Genomic DNA, 21646 nt, shown 5'->3' with positions numbered 1-21646 from the left:
GGGCCCTATGTGGCTGCTGCGGCTCTTGTCGATTCCCTATGGGCTGGTGGTCCGGGCCAGGGCTTGGCTCTATGCAACCGGCTGGTTCCCGACCTGGACCTTGCCCTGCCGGGTGGTCAGCGTGGGGAACCTGACCGCCGGCGGCACGGGCAAAACGCCGGTTGTGATCTGGCTGGTACAATCGTTGTTGCTACGCGGCCTGCGCGTGGGCGTGCTGAGTCGCGGCTACAAGCGGCAGAGCGGGGAGGAATTCCTGCTGGTGTCGGATGGGGAGACCGTCCTGGCCGGGCCGGCCGAAGCAGGGGATGAGCCGCATTTGATCGCGTCCCGCTGCCCCGGCGTCGTCGTGGCGGTGGGGGCGGATCGGTACCGGGCAGGGCAGTGGGTCTTGAGCCGGTTTCCCCTCGACTGTGTCGTGCTGGACGATGGGTTTCAGCATCTGGCCCTGCATCGCGATGTGAACCTGCTGCTCGTGGACGCCTCGGCGCCCCAAGACTTGGACGCGCTGCTGCCGGCCGGGCGTTTGCGGGAGCCGCTCGCGGCCGCCGCCCGCGCAACGCTGGTGCTCATGACCCGCGTCGATCAGGTCCGGCAGCAAGAGACGGTCGCAGGCACGGTCCGAGCCCTGGGCCGCAGGGATCAGCCGATTCTCGTGCGGTTCACGCCGGACATGTTCGTGGATGTGGCGAGCGGAGCGGCGCAGGCATTGGAGGGAGTGAGGGGACGGACAGCCTTGCTCTTCAGCGGGATCGGCAATAGTGGTTCGTTCAGGGCGACGATGTCCGGTCTTGGCGTGAACGTGGTGGAGGAGGTGCGGTTTCCGGACCATCATGCCTATCGGAACGGCGATCTGGAGCGGGTTAACGATCAGGCGAAGCGCTGCGGCGCGCAGCTGCTGGTGACGACGGAGAAGGATGCCGTCAAGGTGGCCCCCTTGTTGAGGCCGGGCGAGCGGGTGCTGGCGTTGCGACTGGGCACGGACATCGTGGACGGGCGGGAGCGGATGGAGCGGGTCGTTTTCGGAGGGAGGGAGCTTGCGTAAGGAGTCGGTCAGGCGTCTGCTGGTGCGGGGGCCGAACTGGATCGGGGACGCGGTCATGTGCGAACCGGCGTTGAGCGCGGTCCGCGGACTCTTTCCGGAAGCGGAGGTGACGCTGCTGGTCAAGCCGACCATTGCGGAGTTGTTGGCGCACCATCCGGCGGTCGACCACACGCTGGTCTACGAAGATCGCCGGAAGCATGTGGGCTTGGCCGGCAAATGGGCCTTGGCCGAGGAGTTGCGCCGCCGCCGGTTCGACCTGGCGATCCTGTTTCAGAACGCATTTGAAGCGGCGCTGATTTCTTTTCTGGCGGGGATTGCCCGCCGCTATGGCTATGCCACGGACGGACGGGGCTGGCTCCTCACCGATCCCGTCGAGCGTGGCCCCCATACCGTACGTAAGCACCAGGTCCAGTATTACCTGGATCTGCTCCGGCCGCTGGGCGCCGACGGATCGGTTGCCTCTCCCAGGTTGTTTCTGTCGGAGCAGGAAGAGCGGGAGATGGCCGCCACACTGGCGGAACGGGGGGTGGGCGCAGGGGACTTGGTGATTGGTCTCAATCCCGGCTCGACCTATGGCGGGGCGAAGCGCTGGCTGCCGGATCGGTTTGCGGAGACGGTCCAGCGGGTCGCCGACGATCAGCACCGGCTCGGTCGGCAGGCGCATGTCGTGATCGTCGGCGCCAAGGGGGAAGAAGCCTTGGCGCGCAGCATCGCGGAGCGGCTGCGTCTGCCGGTGGTCGTGCTCTCCGGACAGACGACCGTCCGGGAACTCATGGCGGTCACGAAGCGCTGCGACCTCTTTCTCACCAACGATACGGGACCGATGCATATTGCGGCGGCCTTCGGGGTCCCTGTGGTGGCCGTGTTCGGGCCGACCGATCACCGGACCACGTCCCCGGTCGGCGAGCGATATGCCATCGTGCGGCAGCCGGTGGACTGCGCGCCCTGTCTGTTGCGCGAGTGCCCGATCGACCATCGATGCATGACCAGGGTCACGGTAGACGAGGTGCATGCGGCGGCTGTGAAACAACTGCAAGTTGGAAAGTCTGTAAAGTCGGAAAGTCAGCCGGAGGCTGTTTCAAAACTTTCGACTTTCGGACTTTCAAGCTTTTCAACTCCGCTGAAGGGCGTCACCGTCTTTCTGGATCGGGACGGGACCGTGAACCGGGATACGAGCTACATCAAGACACCGGAAGAGCTGCACCTGCTGCCCGGCGTCGTCGAGGCGGTCGCGCGCCTGAAACAGGCCGGCGCCACGCTCGTGTTGGTGACCAACCAGTCGGGGGTCGCGCGGGGCCTCTTCACGGTCGAGATGCTCAAAACCATCCATGCCAGGTTGCTGGCCCTGCTGGAAGCGGGCGGGGGCACTCTGGACGCCATCTACTTCTGCCCGCATCATCCGGACGACGGGTGTCTCTGCCGCAAGCCCGGGACGGCGATGGCGGAGCGGGCGGCGGCGGACCTGGGGGTGGACCTCTCGACCAGCTATGTTGTGGGTGACCAGAGCAGGGACATCGAGTTGGGGAGCCGCATCGGGGCCCGCAGGGTCTTGGTGACCACAGGTCCCGCAAGCTTGGAGGCGTTGGCGGTCTTGGAACGGGAAGGCCGCAAGCCGGATCATGTCGCGGCGGGGCTGGCCGATGCGGCGGCCTGGATTCTCACGGATGCGGCCAGCCGGTCGACGGCAGGGATACCCCTCGTGTCTTCCCGGGAGGGGGCCGGGTTCGGACAAGGGTTGGAGCCGTAATGGCAGGACGCGACTATCGGCGGATCCTGTTCATCAAGCCGAGTTCGCTCGGCGACGTGGTGCAGGCGATGCCCACGCTGGCCGCTTTGCGTGGGTGTTTTCCCCGGGCCTCCTTCACTTGGCTCGTGAAGCGGCAGTGGGCGGGCATCGTCGAGCGAGTGGAGGGGGTGGATGAGGTCTGGGCCGTGGAGCCGGGTCTCGCCGGATGGCTCTCGCAGGTCCCGCGTTTGCGCGCCCAGGGCTTCGATCTGGTCGTCGACCTGCAGGGACTCTTCCGCAGCGGCGGAATGGCCTGGCTGTCCGGCTGCGCGACGCGCATCGGTTTCGCCAATGCGCGGGAAGGAAGTTCCTGGTTCTACACCCAGAGAGTGCCGGTCCCCAATACGGAGATGCATGCGGTCGATCGGTACCTACTTGTGGCGCGGGCGCTCGGCGCAGTCGCCCCTGGCGAGCCGGAGTTCCGGTTCCGTCCGTTGAGCGACGATCGCTCCCATGTGTCGGATCTGTTGAACCGGCAGGGCGTGCCGGCCGACGTATCATGGGTCGCGATGAATGTCTCGGCCCGCTGGGCCACCAAGCGTTGGCCCAGGGAGTCCTTCGCCGAGGTGGCGGATCGTCTGCAGCAAGAGGGGTTGGGGCGCGTGGTGCTGATCGGGGGACCGGATGAGCAAGCGGACACCGAGGCGGTCAAGCATCTGATGCGTACGGCGCCGGCTGATCTCGCCGGGCAGACCAAGGTGGGGCTGTTGCCCGCCCTGTTACAATCGGCATCGTTGCTGATCACGAATGACTCGGGGCCGATGCACGTGGCGGCAGCGGTCGGCACGCCCGTCGTGGCTCTCTTCGGCCCGACGAGCCCCGTCAGGACCGGCCCATACGGCAGGCCTCATCTGGCGCTGACGAGCGGCGTTGCGTGCAGCCCCTGTTTTAGCCGGCAATGCCGCAACCAGGTCCGGCTCGCATGTCTGACGGATATTTCGCCTATCCGGGTATTGGAGGCGGCGCGGGCGCAACTGGCCGTCAGGTTGGCCCAGTGACGACAAACAGGCGGTCTGGATGAACATCTTGCTGGTCAGGCCTGATGGAATCGGGGATGAGATTCTTTGTCTTCCGGTCGCCACGGCGTTGCGCCGGTTACTGCCGGATGCGAAGGTTTCGTTTCTCTCCAGCGTCTATGCGGCGCCGGTGCTGGCGCAGCATCCGGACTTGGCTGCCATCCTAACTCTGAACGGGCGGGAGCGGTTCGCTGATCTGGTGGCGCTGTTTCGACGGGGTTTCGATGCGGCGATTTTCTTGAAGCCGTTCCGCCGCTTGATGGCCGCGGCCTTCGTGGCGCGGGTTCCGGTGCGGGTGGCAACCGGCTATCGCTGGTACAGCCTGCTGGCCAATCGGCGGGTCTACGAACATCGGAGCGATTTTTCCCGGCACGAAGCGACGTACAATCTGGGGCTCTTGCGGGGCTTGGGGCTTGAGCCGGGAGAGCTGATCCGCCCGCAACTGTTCTTGACAGACGATGAGCGGCAGGAGGCGGCCGCGAAGCTGAAGGCGATCCCGTCGCCTTGCATTGTGGTGCACCCGGGTGGATTTTCCTCCCGCCAATGGAAACTCCAGCATTACCTCGATCTGACGCAACGTTTGGTCAAGGAGGGCTATGGGGTGGTGCTGAGCGGCAGCCAGACCGAACGGGACCGCTTTCGGGAGGAGACGGGCTGGAGGGGATCGGCCCATGGCTCGATCCTGGATGTGATGGGAACTGTAACGTTGCGGCAGTTGATGGCGATCATCGGGGCGAGCCAGTCGCTGGTGTCCGGCTCGACCGGGCCGGCGCATATTGCCGCGGGGCTCGGGGTGCCGACCGTCAGCCTCTTTGATCCCCGGCGGAACCAGCTGCCGACCCGCTGGCAACCCTTAGGTCAAGGGATGGTGTTACGGCCCGATGTGCCCACCTGCGAGAAATGCATCTACGAAGCTTGTCCCTACTGGGACTGCTTGGACCGCATTTCCGTCGAGCAGGTCTGTGCTCGGATCCGGCAGGTCGTGACCAAGCCGGAGGCTATGGCGGTGGCGCATGTCTAAGGTGTCTGCCTATGTGATCGCCTACAACAACGAGACCACGATCCGGGCCTGCCTGGAATCGGTCCGCTGGGCGGATGAGCTGATCGTGGTGGACTCCCACAGCACCGATGCCACCGAGAAGATCAGCCGGGAGTTCACGGATAAGGTCTACCAGCACGAGTTCCACGGATTCGGCCGGCTTCGGAACGAGGCCGTGGCCCATGCGTCGCACGAGTGGGTGTTCAGTCTGGACACCGATGAGGTGGCCACGCCGGAGATTCGGGACGAGATCAGGCGGCTCCTGGACCGGGGGCCCGAGGCCGACGCCTACTTTGTACCGCGCAAGAATTATTTTCTCGGCCGCTGGATTCGCCATTGCGGTTGGTATCCGGACTACCGTCAGCCGCAGCTGTTTCGCAAGGACCGGATGAAATATTGCGATCAACTGGTGCATGAGACGTTCGAGTTACACGGCACGGTCGGGCATCTGAAGGAGCATGTGCTGCAGTACCCCTTCCAGGACATCGATCAATACCTGGCCAAGATGGACCGCTATTCCGATTTGATGGCCCGGCGCATGGTCGAACAGGGGCGGCGGTTCCGCACGCACCAACTGGTCAGCCATCCGGTCTTTACGTTCTTGAAAATGTATCTCGGCCGATTGGGCTTTCTGGACGGAAGGCCGGGCCTGATCCTGTCGGGACTCTATGCCTATTACACCTTTATCAAGTATGCGAAACTCTGGGAGTTGCAGCGGGGGCCGGCGGCCGTCGGGGAGGGGCTGCGATGAAAGTCAGCGCCTTCACGATCTGCCGGAATGCGGTCTCGTTCGACTACCCGATCGTCGAGGTGATCCGGTCCGCCCTGCCGATCGTGGACGAGTTCATCGTGAACGTCGGGCAGTCGGAGGACGGCACGCGCGAGTTGATCCGGTCGATCGGCTCCGACAAGGTGCGGATCCTCGATTCCATCTGGGACGATTCGATGAAACAGGACGGCTTGTTATTTTCGTACGAGACCAACAAGGCGCTGGCCCGCTGCACCGGCGACTGGGCCCTGTACCTCCAGGCCGACGAGGTGCTGCACGAGGCCGACCACGAGATCATCAGTCGGTCGCTTCGGGAGCATCTTGGGAATCCGGCGGTCCTGGGCTTCACCTTCCGCTATCATCACTTTTACGGCGACTATCGGTCCTTAAATCCCTGGTTCTACCACCGTGCGGTGCGGATCATCCGAAACGACGGCCAGGTGGAGTCCTGCGGGGATGCGGTTGGATTCTGGCTCAAGGCGGATCAGGGCTGGATGCAAAGCGTGCACAAGGACCGCATCCGGCCTTCCGGCGCGACGATCTACCATTACGGCTGGGTCAAGCAGCCGCGTGTCTTGCTGGATAAGTTCCGCTACCAGGTGGCCCGGCACCATGGCGACAACCCCGGCGCCGAGCAGGCCAAGATGCTGGCCCGCGAGGCCTACGAGTTCGAAGAATACGACATCATGAAGAACTTTACCGGGTCTCATCCGGCCGTGATGCAGGCACGGGTGAGCCGGTACCCGGTGCTCAAGCCGGGGCGAAACCGCTGGCTGGAGCCGGCCTTCTACCGTGCCATCGTCAAACGGGGCTTCAGGGGATAGAGCCGAGTATGAGCCTTGCGGCTGTGGTGATTACCAAGGATGAGGAGCGGAACATCGGCGCCTGCCTCGAATCGTTGCGCTGGGCGGACGAGCTTATCGTGGTGGATGCGGAGAGCCGGGACCAGACCGTGGCCATCGCCAGCCGCTATACCGCTCACGTATTCGTGCGGCCCTGGCCTGGTTATGGGCCGCAGAAGAATTTCGGGTTCGAGCAGGCGAAGGCCGATTGGCTGCTGGTGGTGGACGCAGACGAACGGGTGACGGACACGTTGCGCGAAGAAATCCGACGGCGGTTGGCTGCTGGGCCTTCGGCTGACATCGCGGGGTTCGAGGTTCCGCGGCGCAATTTCTTTTACGGGCGTTGGATCCGGGGCGGCGGGATCTATCCGGACTACCAGTTGCGGCTGTTCCGCCGGTCCGCCGGCCGGTACGACGACGTCTTGCTCCACGAACGGCTGCATTTGACGGGGCGCATCGAGCGGTTGACTCAGCCGCTCGACCACTACAGCATGCCGGGAATCCGCGAACACGTCCGCAAGATGGCGCGGTATACGACCCTCGGAGCCCAGGAAAAACTCAAGAGCCGGAGCCGGATCGGCTGGCTGGACCTGGCCGGCAACCACCTGGGCACCATTCTGAAGACGTACGTGCTGCGAGGCGGCTATCAAGACGGAGTGCACGGGATCATCGTGGCCATCTTTGCGGGGATGCATACGTTCGTCAAATATGCCAAGGCGGTCGAAATGCGTTGGGCCGAGGCGAAGCGTAACACGACGGGGGGCGGGTGAGGATCGGAATCGATGCCACTCCGATACTCGGAGACCGAGGCGGTGTGGGGTGGCATACCTACCATCTGCTCAAGGCGCTTCTGGACCTCAAGGACAATGACGGTCGGGTTGAATTCGTCGCCTATGTCCGTCCGGGGGCGTTGAACACCTATGCGGCCGATCTGGAACCCTTCAAAGCGGCCGAGGCGGCAGGACGCTTGCGCTGGGTGGAGGCGGGCAAATTCGGTATGCGTTGGCGCGGACGAATGGATGGGCTGGATCTCTACCATGGGACCAATTTCAAGATGCGCACCAGCGGACGTTTCGGCGGGGTGGTCACGGTGCATGACTTGTGGCTCGATCGGTACCCCCAGTACAGTACGAAACTGTTGGGCCAGCGGGCTTCCTTCTATCGCACGAAGCGGACGGCCTGGCGGGCCCGGCGCGTGATCACGGTGTCCGAAGCTTCGGCGCGGGATATCGAGTCGCTCTATGGGCTGCCACGGAATCGGATTGCGGTGATTCCCAATGCGGTCTCCGATGATTTTTGTCCTCTGCAGGATCCGGATGGGCCGGCGCAGGTTCGCCGTCGTTTCGGACTTCCCACTGATCGGTTTATCTTGTTCGTCGGCGGAGCGGACCCGCGCAAAAATCATCGCGCGCTCCTCCGGGCCTGCGCGCAGCGAGCGGATCGGCTCTCGGACTATTGCCTTGTGCTGGTGGGTGACGTTCAGCATCGGTTCGGCGATATGATGGAGACGGCGCGCGGGTTGGGCCTCGAATCGCATGTGGTCTGTCCGGGCCGGCTGTCCTTGGCCGATCTGCGGCTGCTTTACTCGCAGGCCACGGTCTTTGTGTTTCCGTCGATCTATGAAGGGTTCGGCATGCCGGTGCTGGAAGCCATGGCCTGTGGAGCCCCGGTGATCACCTCCAACAGCACGTCGTTGCCGGAAGTCGCGGGGGACGCGGCGTTGCTGGTCGATCCGGAGAATGTGGAGGCCTTGGGCGATGCGCTTCAGCGCATGGTTGAAGATGCGGCGCTCCAAGCGACGCTTCGTGCCAAGGGGTTCGAGCGAGTCAAGGGCTTTACCTGGGACCGGTCGGCACGGTTGACGATGAACCTGTATCGTGAACTGTGCGCGGTGGTCTAGAGCGGAAGCGCATGCGCAATCTGTTGGTCATCAAGCTCCGGTATATTGGGGACGTGCTCCTGGCCACGCCGGTGCTCCGGGCCCTCCGTGAGCGGTTTCCGGAGGCGCGGTTGACCATGGCGGTCAATCGGGGAACCGAGGAGATCCTCAAATGGAATCCCGATGTGCAGGAGGTGATGGTGGTTGAGAAGAGGGGATTGGCAGCGCAACTGCGTTTTCTCCGAGCGGTGCGCCGCCGCCGCTTCGACACGGTGATCGACCTGACCGACGGGGACCGCGCCGCCACCCTGGCCGGTCTGAGCGGCGCGCCGCTGCGGATCGGGTTCAATGAAGAGCACCGTTGGCGGGGGCTCCTCTTTACGACGATTGCGCCGGCTCTTCCTGGAACGGTCCATCGTGTGGATCATGATCTGCGGGCGCTGTTGCCGCTGGGGATCGAACCAAAGGCAAGCCAGCCGAGGCTGTATACGTCCCTCGAAGACGACGAGCGGGCCGCCCGCCTGCTTGAAGAGGCAGGCTTGGCTGGTGCCGGGGGCCCACTCGTCATGTTTCAGCCGGGGGCCCGGTACTGGTTCAAGGCCTGGCCGGCGGAGCGGTTTGCGGCCTTGGCGGAGCGGCTGAGCGAATCGTTCGGCTGTCGGGTCGTCATCGGGGGGAGCGAATCGGAGCGGCCGTTGGCCGAAGAGGTGCGCCGCCTGGCCCGGTCGACGCCGACGGTGCTGGCCGGGCGGACCCCGTTGCTCACCTATGCGTCGGTCCTGAAACGCTGTCGGTTGTTTGTCGGCAACGATAATGGCCCTATGCACATGGCCGCAGCGTTGGGTGTCCCGGTCGTCGCGCTCTTCGGCCCGTCGAATCCGGACGAATGGGGGCCGCGGGGCCCAGAGGTCCGGGTTCTGTATAAAGGGCTCGACTGCCGGCCTTGTTTCCACCCCACCTGTGAGCGGGGCGAAGAGAGTTGCATGAAGCGGATTTCGGTGGATGAGGTCTGTGCCGCCGCCGGAACGTTGCTGGAATCGCGGGAGCGGATGGGTGAACGTGTCTGAGCCCCTGGTCAGCGTGGTGATCCCCGTCTTCAACGGCGCGCCGTTTGTGGCGAAGGCCGTCGCCAGCGTGCGGGCTCAAACCGTGCAGGGGGTGGAGATCCTGGTGGTCGACGATGGGTCTACGGACGGGACCCAGGCCGTGTTGGCCGACCTGCAACAAACGGCGGGGATCACGTGGTTTCAGCAAGACCATGGAGGGCCGGCGCGATCCAGAAACCGGGGGCTTGCCGAGGCTCGCGGGGAATTTGTGGCGTTGCTGGACTGTGACGATGTCTGGCTTCCCGACAAGCTCTCGGCCCAGCTGGCCCTGATCCGCGATCATCCCGATGTGGGAGTGGTGCATACGGATTTCGAATCGGTGGACGAGCGGGGGACGGTGTTGGAAACGGTACGGGCTCGACACAGCGGAGAACCGCTCGTGCAAGCCTTTTGCGGAGGGCACGTGGCGTTGCCGTCCACCCTGTTGATCAGAAGGACAGTGTTGGAGAAAGTGGGGACGTTGAACCCGGACCTCTATGGGTCCGAGGATTCGGACCTGGCGATCCGGCTGTACGCTGCGACGCCGTTCGCGTGCGTGGACCGGGTCCTGGTCCGCAAGCTGCAGCGCGGGCACGGCTATCGGGACATGGCGTTCGACGAGGCGCAGCACAAGGAGAAAATCCTCGCCAGCCGCGAACGGTTTCTGCAAGGCGTGGAACGGATGGGGCCGCAGACGGGGCCGCAACGGGCGGCGTTGGACCGCGAATGGGCCAACTATTACGTGGCGCGCGGCGGCGAGGCGGAGCGGGCCGGGCACCCTTCCGCGGCGCGGAGCTTGTACCGCCAGGCGATGCGTAAGGTGCCGTGGCGCTTGCGGCCGTATACACGGTGGTTGCGCAGCATCTTCCGGAGTCCACACGTTTAGACAGCCTATGTTAGGAAGCGGTCTCCAGTCTCCGTTCTCTGTACACACCTTGGACCTGGCGTAAGACACAGGGATTCAATTCTGTTCAACCAGAACCAAGACCTTCGGCCCATCTGCATGCAGCGATTAGCGAAATTGTTCGACGAGTGGAATGGAAGCTGGAAATCCACCAAAGGGCCAGCTATTTTCATCACCTTCGGTTATTGCCTGCTTGTGGGGTTCGCTCTTTCCCGGCATGAGATGTGGCGGGATGAAATGGAAGCGTGGCTGATTGCGCGCGACAGTGAATCAATCCGACAGCTACTCGGCACATTGCAAAACGAGGGGCATCCGGCGCTCTGGTACCTGTTGTTGACGCCACTCGCCAGGTTGTCGTATGTGCCGGAAGCCATGCAGGCGCTGCACCTCGGGATCGCCACGCTGACTGTGTATCTTGTTTCCAGATACGCACCGCTATCGCGTCTGCAATTGATGCTGTTCCCCTTGGGGTTTTATATTCTGTGGCAGTATGCCGTTGTCAGTCGGGATTATGCGCTGGGCATTCTGCTGCTTGTGATGTTTTGCGTGCTCTACCCGATTCGGTATCGACTGTTCCCGTTGGTGGGTCTGGTCTTGATGCTTGCGGCTCACACCCATGCCCTGGTCCTCATGCTTGTGGCAGCCATTGGGATTGGTCTGGCCGTGGATGTCGGCGGGGCGATCGTGCACGATCGAAGCGCATTTGACTTGACGCATATCCGGGGGTTTGTTCTCGGTTTCGCCTTGATCGCGCTTGGAGTGGTGACCTCCTTGCTGCACTTGATTCCTGACAGCCATTACGTAGGGCCGACCGATTCGACCGCACGGGACCTTCGAAGCCATGCCCTGGCGATCGGAGCCATATCCTTCGTCGGATTGGCAGGGCTCCTCTCTCTCCTATGCTGGCTGCAGGATCGGTTGTCGTTCGTTTTGGTGTGTGGTTTGGGAATCATCGGGGCAGTGCTGTATCTCGATGCGAGTGTGTTGGGGGCGATCGTCGGCGCTCCGGGCATCAAGGCATTTGCGTTGATAGGGCTTGCGGCGCATCTGTTTCTCCTCTATCAGGTGCGTGACCGTTTCTCGCTCTTGATCCTGTACGGGTTTGGCCTCACCGGCTTGCTGGTGTTTTTCTCGGGAATCTTTTCGGGCGGTCCGCACCATCACGGAATGCTTTTTATTATTTTCTTTGTCGGGTATTGGCTTGAGCGTCTGACAAGGCCGGCCGCTTTGCATCCTGTGTGGGATCGACAGAGTCAAATCCTGGACATTGTCGTGACGCTCATCCTCATGAGTCAGAGCCTGTTCGGGATCAGGATGGCGTATCAAGACCTTATCAGGCCGTATTCGAATGGAAAGTATGTCGCACAATATATCCAATCACACGGATGGCAAAGCAAGCACATCGTTGGATGCCTTGACTTCTCAGCTCAAACGGTCGTCGGCTATCTCGGCATCAAGAATATATATTATCCGCAGGGGGAACGATGGGGGTCCTATGTTGTTTGGGATCAGAAAAGGCGTAAGAATATAGGACTCAACAACTGCCTACAATCAGCGCAATCTCTCGGAAAAGACGTGTTGGTGGTCAGCTCTTATGCCGAAGAGGAATCCCTCCGGAGCTTTCCATTTGACAAAGTCGCTGAATTCAAGGGAGCTATTCGGGAAGATGAGAATTTTGTTCTTTATCGATCAAGGCAGTGGACGCCGTAGTGTGTCAGCAGGCGAATGATGTTTCAATGAAGGTCAGGGGCGCGATCCCGCTCTACAACGCACGGGATGTGATTCTTCAGACGGTCAGGAGCGTGCTGGACCAGACGTGGCGGGATTTCGAACTCGTGGTGGTGGACGACGGATCCACCGACGGAGCCGGGGATCTCATCCGAACCCTCGACCCGCGCCTCCGCTATCTCCGGCAGGAGAACGCCGGCGTGGCGGCGGCGAGAAATCGCGGCATTGCCGAAGCGCAGGGGGAAGCGGTCGCGCTTCTGGATCATGACGATCTGTGGCATCCGACCAAGTTGAACGGCAGGTCAAGATGCTGGACGAGCGGCCTGGGGTAGGGATGGTGATCACGGATGTGGCGCACATTGACCGGGCCGGGAAGCCGATGGGGATCGTTGGCGCCGGATGCAATCCCAGCGAGGACTTTGCCCGGCTCTTCGTGCAAGGCTACGTGCCGACTCCCTCGGCGGCGATGATTCGGAAAAAGGTCTTGGACGCGGTGGGCGGCTTCGACGAGGCCTTCGGTTCGGCCGGCATGGATGACCATGATCTCTGGCCCAGGATTGCCGCGGCCTGCACCATTGCCAACATCGAGGAGCCCCCTGACCTTTCATCGGAACCGCGAAGTGAAATCCGCGCATATTGCGTTGGAACATCGAGCCCTGCTCATCGAGCGGCTGCTCAAGCGGTTCGGCGACCTGCCCGAACGACGGCAGTATCTTCTCCGGGAACAGGCCTGCTACTATTGCGATGTCGGCAAGCATCTGATCGCGGGCGGGCAGGTTCGTGAGGGCCGGGCCCTGCTTGCGAAGGGGTTGGCGCTCAGCCTGGACCGGGCGCACAGCATCAAGACCGGCTGGCGGTGCCTCTCACGACTCGTTCGATCGTACGCCGAGTAGGAGTATGGGAGTCGACTTGGTTGCCGAGAATAGTCCGAAGAATTCCTCGCTGACCGATCCGTTCATCGAGTCGGCGGCGGCAACGGCGGGGCCTATCGTGAGGCAAGGGCAGGGGGGCGAAACGCTACTCCTATGGTTGTGTGGAATCGGCTCTATCGGGGCATGGTTTACAGCCGGGGACCTGGTCTCCTACCTGTGGGCACTGACCTCATCCAAGTTGGCGAATCCGCCGCATCCTGGTCTCCTGGTCGTGATTCTGCTGCTAGCTTCTTCGCTGGGGCTGCTTCTTGGGCTGGCCGCGTGGCGAATCTGGAGGCGAGATTCTCTTCACCAGGAAATTGCCGTCGGGTGGTCGCCCTGGTTGATGGTTCTCTGGGGCGTCTGTTTCGGCGGGATCATGTTGATCAACTATCCGACTCCAGCCCAAGCCCATCATCTGGACAAGTTTCTGATCGGGTTGCTGGTTGCCGTTGTGTGGAGCGGCTGGTTTCTGGCCAGGCCGCAAAGCCTGGCCCGAGCGTTGGATGGCCGGCTGGTTCATTGGGTGAACGTTGCGTTGGTGAATCTGGTGGTTTTTCTAGCGGTGGGCGAGGCCACGGTCCGGCTGGCCGATCCGCTTCTTGCCAGGAGCGGCTTGTTCGGGGACAAGCATACCCCCGCGAACTTGAAGCCCCATGTTCCGGTTCGCGGCACGATCGGGTTCAGCAACGCTCAAGGGTTTCGTGATCGCGAACGTGTGGTGGAGCGGATCAGTCCAGTTCCGCGTGTCCTCGCCTTGGGAGACTCTTTTACCTGGGGGGCTGGGGTCAGCTACGACGAGGCCTTCGTCACTCTGCTCGAACGCAGACTTCAGGCCGATGAACCGGCAGCTGAAGTCATTAATGTTGGGGTCCCGGCTTGGGGCCCGCACGAAGAATTTCATCTCCTCAAGGCCTATGGCATCCGCTTCCAGCCGGATCTGGTCATGTTGAGCTTCTTCATCGGCAACGATATTCAGAATAAACGAGGCGACGATCTGTCCCTGCCCCAGTTCCTAATCGTGGCGGGACAGAGCTACTACGTGCACAGTAACGGCAACTGGCTCCATGACCGGATCGGGCCGGACCGCTGGTATCTGTACCATGACCTCAATTATCTGTTCAGGGTCGGCGGCGCCAGGGTCCGACAGGCTCTGAGCGGGGAGGGGGAAAGGGCTCCCAGTGCAGCCTCGTCCGGTGAATTTGCGCCGCTCGTCTCCCATGAACGATATGTCCGTGGCATTTACGAACGCAGCGACATTTATCTGGCCGAAGATACCCGGTTCTTCGCCCAACATTGGGCCAGGACTCAAGATACGTTGCTGGCGCTCCGGGAGTTCCTTGCAAAACGGGGAATCCCTTTGCTCCTTGTGGCGATTCCCGATCACATCCAGCTTGATGGGGCACTGCAAAGGGAGTATCTTGCCGGCATCGGGCAGGCGGCGGAGCCCTACGATTTTTACAAGCCGCAGCGGCTACTCTTGGCTTGGTGTCGTGAACAGGGCATTCCCCTGGTGGATCTGCTGCCGGCGTTTGAGGCGGCCGGGAGCCCTGAAACCCTCTATTTCAGGAATGATTTTCATCTGACGGCCTCAGGCCACCGGTTGGCTGCCCAGGTTATTGATCCGGTGTTGCAGGCGCAACTGGGAGCGCTCGGCAAAGTGAAGGGAAGCAAGGGGCTATGAAACAACCAAGTCCGGACAAGCTTAATCGGTCGTTCGGTCTGGTCATGGCGGGCGGGTTGGCGGCGTTGGCCTTATTACGTTTTCTAGTGGCCGGAACGGTCGTCTGGTGGTTGATCGGGCTGGGCAGCGCTTTTTGTGCGATGGCGCTCTTGGTGCCGGGCCTGTTGACGCCGTTTCGAACTGCCTGGATGAAACTGGCGTCGGTGCTGGGTTTCGTCAATCAGCGGATCCTGCTGACGGTCCTGTTTGGTCTCCTGATCACGCCGATCGCGCTGCTGCTTCGCCTGCTCGGAAAGCAGCCGATCCAATTGCACGCGGAGGGAGCCGGTTCCTACTGGCGCACGCGCCGCGCGGATGAATTTACGGCAAGCCGTATGGAGCGGCAGTTCTGAATCAGGCTAGCAGCAACGACGGGCGCATTGGGGAGGAGGTAGGGCTGGCATGGGTTCATTTCTGAAGGAATTGTGGGCCTTCATGCGAGAGCGGAAGAAGTTCTGGCTCTTGCCGATTATCCTGGTCCTGGTGGTATTCGGCGCCTTGCTGGTCTTGACCGAGGGGTCTGCGGTGGCGCCGTTCATCTATACCCTCTTCTAGAGCGGGCGGATTCGACGCATGAAGGTGCTGGGCCTTTCAGCTTATTATCATGATTCGGCGGCTGCCTTGGTCGTCGACGGGTGCATCGTCGCGGCGGCCCAAGAGGAGCGGTTTACCCGCAAGAAGCATGATGCCGGGTTTCCGCATCAAGCTGTGGCCTATTGCCTCAAGCAGGGGGGGCTGGGTTTGGCAGACCTGGATCGTGTGGCTTTTTACGACAAGCCCCTCTTGAAATTCGAACGGTTGCTGGAAACGTATCTCTCGTTTGCGCCCCGTGGCTGGCGGTCTTTTGTCGCAGCCATGCCGGTCTGGTTGAAGGAAAAACTCTTTCTGGAACGGTTGCTGCGCCAGGAACTCGATCAATGCCGGGACGTGGCCGGCGGTGCGACATGGACCGGGCCGATCCTCTTCCCTGAGCACCACTTTTCCCACGCGGCGTCCGCCTTCTTCCCCTCACCGTTTGAAGAAGCGGCAGTCTTGACCATGGATGGGGTGGGGGAATGGTCCACCACGAGCTTTGGGGTGGGGCGTGGCTCGTCGCTCAGCCTGCAGGCCGACATCACCTTCCCCCACTCCCTCGGGCTCCTCTACTCGGCGTTCACCTACTATACCGGCTTCAAAGTGAACTCGGGCGAGTACAAGGTCATGGGGCTGGCTCCTTATGGCGAACCGAAGTATGTGGATTTGATTCTCACCCACCTCATCGATCTGAAGGAGGATGGGTCTTTTCGCCTGAACATGGAGTATTTCGACTATTGCACGGGCCTGCGCATGACCAGCGAGCGGTTCCACCGTCTGTTCGGGGGCGAGCCTCGAAAGCCCGAGTCGAAGTTGACGCAACGGGAGATGGATCTGGCCCGTTCGATTCAAGACGTTATGGAAATCGCCGTGCTTCGCATTGCCCGGCATGTGCGGCGCCAGACCGGAATGAAGGCGATCTGCATGGCGGGCGGAGTGTCTCTCAACTGTGTCGCGAACGGCCGGCTGCTCCGGGAACGGATCTTCGACCGGTTATGGATTCAACCGGCAGCCGGAGATGCAGGCGGGGCCTTGGGGGCGGCGCTGGCCGCCGCTTATGTCCATGCGGGAGAACAGCGGGTCCTTCCAATCGGACAGGCTGACGGCATGGCCGGCTCATACCTGGGGCCCGCATACGGCCAGGAAGAGATTGAAGGCTGGCTGCAAGCCCAGGGAGCGCCGTTCGAACGGCTGACGGATGAGGCCCTGTTCGACACGGTGGCCGCGTTGCTGGCACAGGAGTCGGTCGTGGGCTGGGTGCAGGGACAGATGGAATTCGGGCCTCGCGCCCTGGGCAACCGCTCGATCATCGGGGATGCCCGTTCGCCCAAGATGCAGTCCGTGATGAACCTGAAGATCAAATACCGCGAATCCTTCCGCCCCTTCGCGCCGGCGGTCCTGGAAGAGCGGGTGGCGAACTATTTTGAGTTGGATGAACCGTCGCCCTACATGTTGCTGGTGGCAGGCGTGCGGGAGTCGAGACGGAAGCCCTTGAGCGAGGCGGATCGGCGCCTCTTCGGGATCGAACGGCTGAATCGGTCTCGGTCGGACATTCCGGCCGTGACCCACTTGGACTATTCGGCGCGCATCCAAACCGTGTCCAAAGAGACCAACCCGAGATTCCATGCCCTGCTCAAAGCCTTCGAGGCGAAGACCGGCTATGCTGTGCTCGTGAACACCTCGTTCAACGTACGAGGGGAGCCGATCGTGTGTACGCCGGCGGATGCCTACCGCTGCTTCATGCGGACCGAGATGGATGCACTGGTGGTGGGAAATTGTCTGCTTCGAAAGGAAGCTCAGCATCCGCATGCAGTTGACTCTGATTGGCGAAAAGAGTTTCAACTGGACTAGAAGGTATGTTTGCTTGATAGAGCGTCTTGATGGCAAAAGTTAGCGTTGTAATTCCGGTGTGCAATGGTGAGCGGTATCTGGGGGAAGCGCTGGATAGCGTGTTTGCTCAGACTTTCCGTGACTATGAAGTCATCTGTGTGGACGACGGCTCAATGGATGGGTCGGTGGCGATTATCAAGGGCTATGACGAGCGAGTAACGCTGATCCAGCAACCGAATGCAGGACAAGGCGCAGCGCGCAATACAGGTGTGCGGCAAGGGGTGAGTGCCTACGTGGCGTTTCTTGATCAGGATGACCGCTGGTATCCGCATAAGCTGCAGCAACAAGTTGTGGCGTTAGAGTCCGATCCTGGCGCGGTGCTCGCGTATTGCAATTCGGATCGAATGGACTACGAAGGACGACTGTTGCAGGTGGGGGCGACGTTGGCTGAAAACGAGACCGCATTGGAGTCACCACTTGGACGCCTAACCGGAGAAGGGTTGATTCTCCCATCGGCGATGATGGTACGCCGGGACACGTTTGAACGCGTCGGAGGGTTTGACCTCATGCTCCGGGGCTTCGAGGATTTTGATCTCAGCGCGAGGCTCAAACAACAGGGTCGATTTATCTTCCTCGAAGATTCGGGCATGTGTTACCGGGTCCATGCGGAAGGGTTTTGTCGGGCCGGAGGGCTCCACGTCATTCAAAGCCGCGCGCGCTTCCTCGATCGGATGCGGGTGCATTATGCCGGTGATCGGACCAAAGAATCGCTTATCAACGCGATGCAGGCGGAGTGTTATTCGGATTGGGGGCTACAAGAACTGAAAGCTGGGAGCCGTGCCAATGGACGACGCATGTTGGTTCGATCGTTGCGATGCAATCCGCTCAAATTTCGAACCTACACTCGTTTATTTCGTTCGTTATTACTGCTAGGGCGGTAAGGCTGAAAAACGTGGATCATTCAGTCGCGGTCAGTATCGTCATTCCCTTGTACAACGCGGACGAAGTTATCGCCGATACGATTCGTAGCGCGTTGGCTCAAACCTGGGTGGATCGTGAAATCCTGGTCATCGACGATGGATCGACGGATGGCTCGGCCGAAATCGTCAAGACGTTTGGCGACCAGGTTCGCTATTTTCACTTCGACAATGCCGGCGTGGCGAAGTCACGAAACCGCGGAATCGCCCTGTCGCGGGGGCAATACATCGCGCTCTTGGACCATGACGACCTGTGGAATCCGACCAAGCTGGAAAAGCAAGTGAGGGTGCTAGAGACCAGGCCGGAAGTGGGGCTGGTCTTTACCGGCATCGTACATCTTGAGAGGGACGGCCGGCCCAGGCAGAAGTTCCCCACGGGACCGCCCAGCCGCTTTTATCAATTGTTCGTGAAGGGCTTTGGCCCGACGCCGTCCGCGGCCATGCTTCGTCGATCAGTCATTGAAAAGGCAGGAGGGTTTGACGAGCGTTTTGGCTCGGCCGGATTGGACGATCATGAATTCTGGCCGAGGATTGCCCAGCAGTGTGAGATCGTGCTGATCGATGAGCCGTTGACCTATCATCGTCATCGGGAGGTTAAACCGCCGGAAGTCGAACTGAGCCATCGTTTTCTGTTGAACGAGGCGTTGATGGAACAATTCGGCCATGATCGGGTCAAACGCCGATACTTGCTCGAAGAGCGTGTGGCTTCTCTGGCGGACTTAGGAAAGTGGCGACTAATGCAAGGGGATCAGGCGGGGGGGCGAGCGTATCTTAGAGAGTCATTGGGGTTGTGTCTGCGGGAATCCTGCAATATGAAGATCGCGTGGCGCTCGCTCAATCGGTTGGTTCGCTCGTATTTGTAAGTGCCGATAGGTGATTCGGCGCGCATCCAAACCGTGTCCAAAGAGACCAACCCGAGATTCCATGTCCTGCTCTAGGCGTTTGAGGCCAGAACCAGCTATGGCCTGCTCGTGAACACCTTGTTCAACGTGCGAGGGGAGCCAATCGTCTGTATGCCGACGGATGCCCACCGCTGCTTCATGCGCACCGAAATGGATGCGCTGGTCTTGGGGAATTGCCTGGTGCTGAAGGCTGTCCAACAACCGCTGGCTTCGAACACGGATTGGCGGTCCGAGTTCCAACTCGATTGATGCTGCTCGGATCGGACAGAGACACGAGCCTAGGCTGGACCCGTCTCAGGGAACGGGGCCCGCTGGCCCTGGCCGCCGCTCTGGCCACCGCCACGCTCTATGCCGAGGGGGTTCTCAAGTCCGGCTGGATCGAAGTGGTTTTGCTGGCGCCGGTCGCGTGGTTTTTCCTGGCCTCTCGGGTTTCCTTCCTTTTGCCGAATTTGCTCGTCTCGCTCATTTCTCTGTGCCTGGCCGTCTCGGGGTTGGATCTCTGCCTCCGGCCGATCATCGGCACCAGACTGCATTACACGCCGAGTAACATGTTTACCCGTAAGCTGCCAGAACTCCCGATTGTCGGCCGTTGGGATCCCCATGTCGCCTATCGCGGAGAGGCATATGGTGATTTGGCGGCCATCGCGGGGGAGCCGGCCTTGCGAGAACCCAGAAGTATCGTTTTTGAAACCGATGCAGCGGGGTTTCGCAATCGCGACATCGAAGGCCCGGTTGATGTCGTAGTCTTGGGGGATTCTTTCAGCGCCGGTGTGGGCACGACGCAAGATCAAGTGTTTGCCAGTTTGCTGGAGAAGAGTGGCCATCGTGTCTATAACTTGTCCTATCCCGGCGGGCCCTACGACCAATTTGTGAATTTTGCCATCGAAGGGCCTCGCCTATCTCTGGCCCCCGGGGCCTGGTTGATCTGGACGCTCTATGAAGGCAATGACCTCGATGATGGCTATGGAATCGTCTGGGACCCGGGAGCGTTGCCTCGCAACAATTGGCTGGCAGCCCGGATGGTACAGTTCCGCACTTTCCGGAACCGCTCGCCGCTCAATCAGGTGATGGCAGGACTCCGGGCGCGGATGAACGGTCCCGGCGATGGAGTGATCGAGCGTCGGCTTCCCGACGGGAGGCCTGTGCTCTTTGCGCGCGCGCATGAAGCTTGGTCCCAGCTGTCTCGTGAGGAGGTGGAGAGACACCAAAACTTTCCCGGCCTGGAACGATCGCTAGAGGCTGTGCGAGACTTGGCGACTGCGCGTCGGATGCGGGTAGGGATTGTGATTCTTCCGACGAAGGGTGAGGTCTATCGTTGGATACTTGAGAGTCGGTTGCCGAGGGTCGAAGACGCAGGCCCTTCTGGTTTTGCCCTAGCGGTGCTCGGTGCGTGCCAGCGAGTTCGACTTCAGTGTTTCGATAGTAAATCATACTTCGTAACAGAATCTCAGAGAAGTTTTGATGCATACGGAGTGTTGCTCTGGTGGCAGGATGACTCGCACTTGAACGGGTATGGCCATGCGGTGGTTGCCGATTTCATCACGAGGAAGGTATCGGTTGACGGTGTTTCTCACTAGGCTGAGTCCTCAAGAGTCGTTCGCGTAGAGATTAGGGAGGTCGACAGGACAGGGGTTGCTTATTGGGGAGAACGGGGTTGCTAAGCACGGGCTAATGGAGCGCGCCGTCGCTGTTATCTCAAGTCTAGCGGGGAAGAAACATTTCCAGATTCACATGGAGTCGTTGCAGGGGAAATGGGTATGCCACAAGTGACGGTAGTTCTTCCCGTTTATAATGGAGCGCGGTATATCAAGGAAGCTTTGGACAGCGTCTTTGCACAGACCTTCCGTGATTTTGAAGTCATCTGCATAGGCAATGGCTCTACGGATGAAACTAGGTCAATCTTGGAAGGGTACGGGGAACGCATACGAGTCTTGCGGCGGCAGAACCGGGGACCCTGCGGAGGACGGAATGAAGGAGTTCGAAAAGCGACGGCGCAATATATCGCCTTCCTCGACCATGATGATTATTGGTACCCACGCAAGCTCGAACAGCAGGTAGCTGTCTTGAGTGCGGAACCTGATGCGGTTCTTGTGCTTTGCAACTCGGATAGGATGGATGCAGAGGGCCGTTTGTTGCAAGTGGGGGCGACGTTAATCGAGCGCGCAACGATGAGAGATTCTCCTTTGGGCCGTTTGATGGAAGCAGACCAGCTGCTGTCATCGGCTGTTCTTGTTCGTCGGGATGCGTTTGAGCGGGCGGGGATGTACGATGAGGAGCTCCGCGGGTTCGAGGACTTTGACTTGTGTGCGCGCCTCAAGCAAGAAGGCCGATTCGTGTTTCTGGAAGAGTCAGGTATGTGTTACCGAGTCCATTCGGCCAGCTTAAGTCATGCGGGCAAAGAAACGGTGGTGCAAAGCCGCGAACGCTTCCTGCTTCGAATGAAGGCGCTGTACGTGGCCGACGAGCTTAAGCAAAAGCTGATCAGTGTCATGCTGGCAGAATGCTATTCGGACTGGGGCATGCATGAGGTGAGGTCAGGCAGGGGAAGCGAGGGCCGTCGGATGCTCTTGCGATCACTGCATTTGAACCCCCACAAGTTCAGGACCTATTCGCGTTTATTTCGGTCGTATCTCTAGCATC

Annotated in this window: 20 protein-coding genes and 1 pseudogene; all 21 read left to right on the top strand. The window is 61.0% G+C overall.

The window, feature by feature from the left end:
- Positions 1–7 precede the first annotated feature (7 nt).
- The 21 genes and pseudogenes from lpxK to EPO61_08515 all read left to right on the top strand — a co-directional run bounded on the left by lpxK (position 8) and on the right by EPO61_08515 (position 21642).
- Complete coding sequence (gene lpxK / locus EPO61_08615; GenBank protein TAJ08952.1) at positions 8–1042, top strand: tetraacyldisaccharide 4'-kinase; 1035 nt, start codon at positions 8–10, stop codon at positions 1040–1042.
- Positions 1035–2789, top strand: coding sequence for a lipopolysaccharide heptosyltransferase II (gene waaF / locus EPO61_08610; protein ID TAJ08951.1), 1755 nt, complete (start codon positions 1035–1037; stop codon positions 2787–2789). The genes lpxK and waaF overlap by 8 nt, the downstream gene beginning before the upstream one ends.
- Positions 2789–3826, top strand: coding sequence for a glycosyltransferase family 9 protein (locus EPO61_08605; protein ID TAJ08950.1), 1038 nt, complete (start codon positions 2789–2791; stop codon positions 3824–3826). Before waaF ends, EPO61_08605 begins: the two co-directional genes overlap by 1 nt.
- Positions 3827–3845: 19 nt before the next feature.
- Complete coding sequence (locus EPO61_08600) at positions 3846–4865, top strand: glycosyltransferase family 9 protein (GenBank protein TAJ08949.1); 1020 nt, start codon at positions 3846–3848, stop codon at positions 4863–4865.
- The gene (locus EPO61_08595) at positions 4858–5634 is read left to right on the top strand and encodes a glycosyltransferase family 2 protein (GenBank protein ID TAJ08948.1); all 777 of its coding nucleotides are present in this window, start codon (positions 4858–4860) and stop codon (positions 5632–5634) included. The genes EPO61_08600 and EPO61_08595 overlap by 8 nt, the downstream gene beginning before the upstream one ends.
- Positions 5631–6476 (top strand): hypothetical protein, encoded by an 846-nt coding sequence (locus EPO61_08590; GenBank protein ID TAJ08947.1) that lies wholly within the window; start codon positions 5631–5633, stop codon positions 6474–6476. The genes EPO61_08595 and EPO61_08590 overlap by 4 nt, the downstream gene beginning before the upstream one ends.
- 8 nt (positions 6477–6484) lie before the next feature.
- On the top strand, positions 6485–7264 hold the full coding sequence (locus EPO61_08585) for a glycosyltransferase family 2 protein (GenBank protein ID TAJ08946.1): 780 nt from the start codon (positions 6485–6487) through the stop codon (positions 7262–7264).
- Complete coding sequence (locus tag EPO61_08580) at positions 7261–8394, top strand: glycosyltransferase family 1 protein (protein TAJ08945.1); 1134 nt, start codon at positions 7261–7263, stop codon at positions 8392–8394. Before EPO61_08585 ends, EPO61_08580 begins: the two co-directional genes overlap by 4 nt.
- 11 nt (positions 8395–8405) lie before the next feature.
- Entirely contained in the window at positions 8406–9440 is a 1035-nt protein-coding gene (gene rfaQ, locus EPO61_08575) for a putative lipopolysaccharide heptosyltransferase III (GenBank protein TAJ08944.1), read from the top strand.
- The gene (locus EPO61_08570) at positions 9376–10344 is read left to right on the top strand and encodes a glycosyltransferase family 2 protein (protein ID TAJ08943.1); all 969 of its coding nucleotides are present in this window, start codon (positions 9376–9378) and stop codon (positions 10342–10344) included. The genes rfaQ and EPO61_08570 overlap by 65 nt, the downstream gene beginning before the upstream one ends.
- A 117-nt stretch (positions 10345–10461) precedes the next feature.
- Positions 10462–12072: a hypothetical protein gene (locus tag EPO61_08565; GenBank protein TAJ08942.1), complete on the top strand. Its 1611-nt coding sequence runs from the start codon at positions 10462–10464 to the stop codon at positions 12070–12072.
- A 26-nt stretch (positions 12073–12098) separates the two neighbouring features.
- Complete coding sequence (locus EPO61_08560) at positions 12099–12422, top strand: glycosyltransferase family 2 protein (GenBank protein TAJ08941.1); 324 nt, start codon at positions 12099–12101, stop codon at positions 12420–12422.
- The gene (locus tag EPO61_08555; protein ID TAJ08940.1) at positions 12398–12874 is read left to right on the top strand and encodes a hypothetical protein; all 477 of its coding nucleotides are present in this window, start codon (positions 12398–12400) and stop codon (positions 12872–12874) included. The genes EPO61_08560 and EPO61_08555 overlap by 25 nt, the downstream gene beginning before the upstream one ends.
- A gap of 113 nt (positions 12875–12987) precedes the next feature.
- Complete coding sequence (locus EPO61_08550; GenBank protein ID TAJ08939.1) at positions 12988–14685, top strand: hypothetical protein; 1698 nt, start codon at positions 12988–12990, stop codon at positions 14683–14685.
- Positions 14682–15077, top strand: coding sequence for a hypothetical protein (locus EPO61_08545; protein TAJ08938.1), 396 nt, complete (start codon positions 14682–14684; stop codon positions 15075–15077). Before EPO61_08550 ends, EPO61_08545 begins: the two co-directional genes overlap by 4 nt.
- Positions 15078–15297: 220 nt before the next feature.
- Positions 15298–17148: a hypothetical protein gene (locus EPO61_08540; protein ID TAJ08937.1), complete on the top strand. Its 1851-nt coding sequence runs from the start codon at positions 15298–15300 to the stop codon at positions 17146–17148.
- A gap of 29 nt (positions 17149–17177) precedes the next feature.
- Complete coding sequence (locus EPO61_08535; protein TAJ08936.1) at positions 17178–18068, top strand: glycosyltransferase family 2 protein; 891 nt, start codon at positions 17178–17180, stop codon at positions 18066–18068.
- The gene (locus tag EPO61_08530; GenBank protein TAJ08935.1) at positions 18002–18967 is read left to right on the top strand and encodes a glycosyltransferase family 2 protein; all 966 of its coding nucleotides are present in this window, start codon (positions 18002–18004) and stop codon (positions 18965–18967) included. Before EPO61_08535 ends, EPO61_08530 begins: the two co-directional genes overlap by 67 nt.
- A pseudogene (locus EPO61_08525) lies at positions 18968–19255 on the top strand (hypothetical protein).
- Positions 19255–20583 (top strand): SGNH/GDSL hydrolase family protein, encoded by a 1329-nt coding sequence (locus EPO61_08520; protein TAJ08934.1) that lies wholly within the window; start codon positions 19255–19257, stop codon positions 20581–20583. The pseudogene EPO61_08525 and the gene EPO61_08520 overlap by 1 nt, the downstream one beginning before the upstream one ends.
- Positions 20584–20757: 174 nt before the next feature.
- Positions 20758–21642, top strand: a complete 885-nt coding sequence (locus EPO61_08515; GenBank protein TAJ08933.1) for a glycosyltransferase family 2 protein — start codon at positions 20758–20760, stop codon at positions 21640–21642.
- Positions 21643–21646 lie beyond the last annotated feature (4 nt).

It is taken from the genome of Nitrospirota bacterium, assembly GCA_004296885.1.
Lineage (GTDB): Bacteria > Nitrospirota > Nitrospiria > Nitrospirales > Nitrospiraceae > SYGV01.
This window is presented reverse-complemented; position numbering and strand designations above follow the sequence as displayed.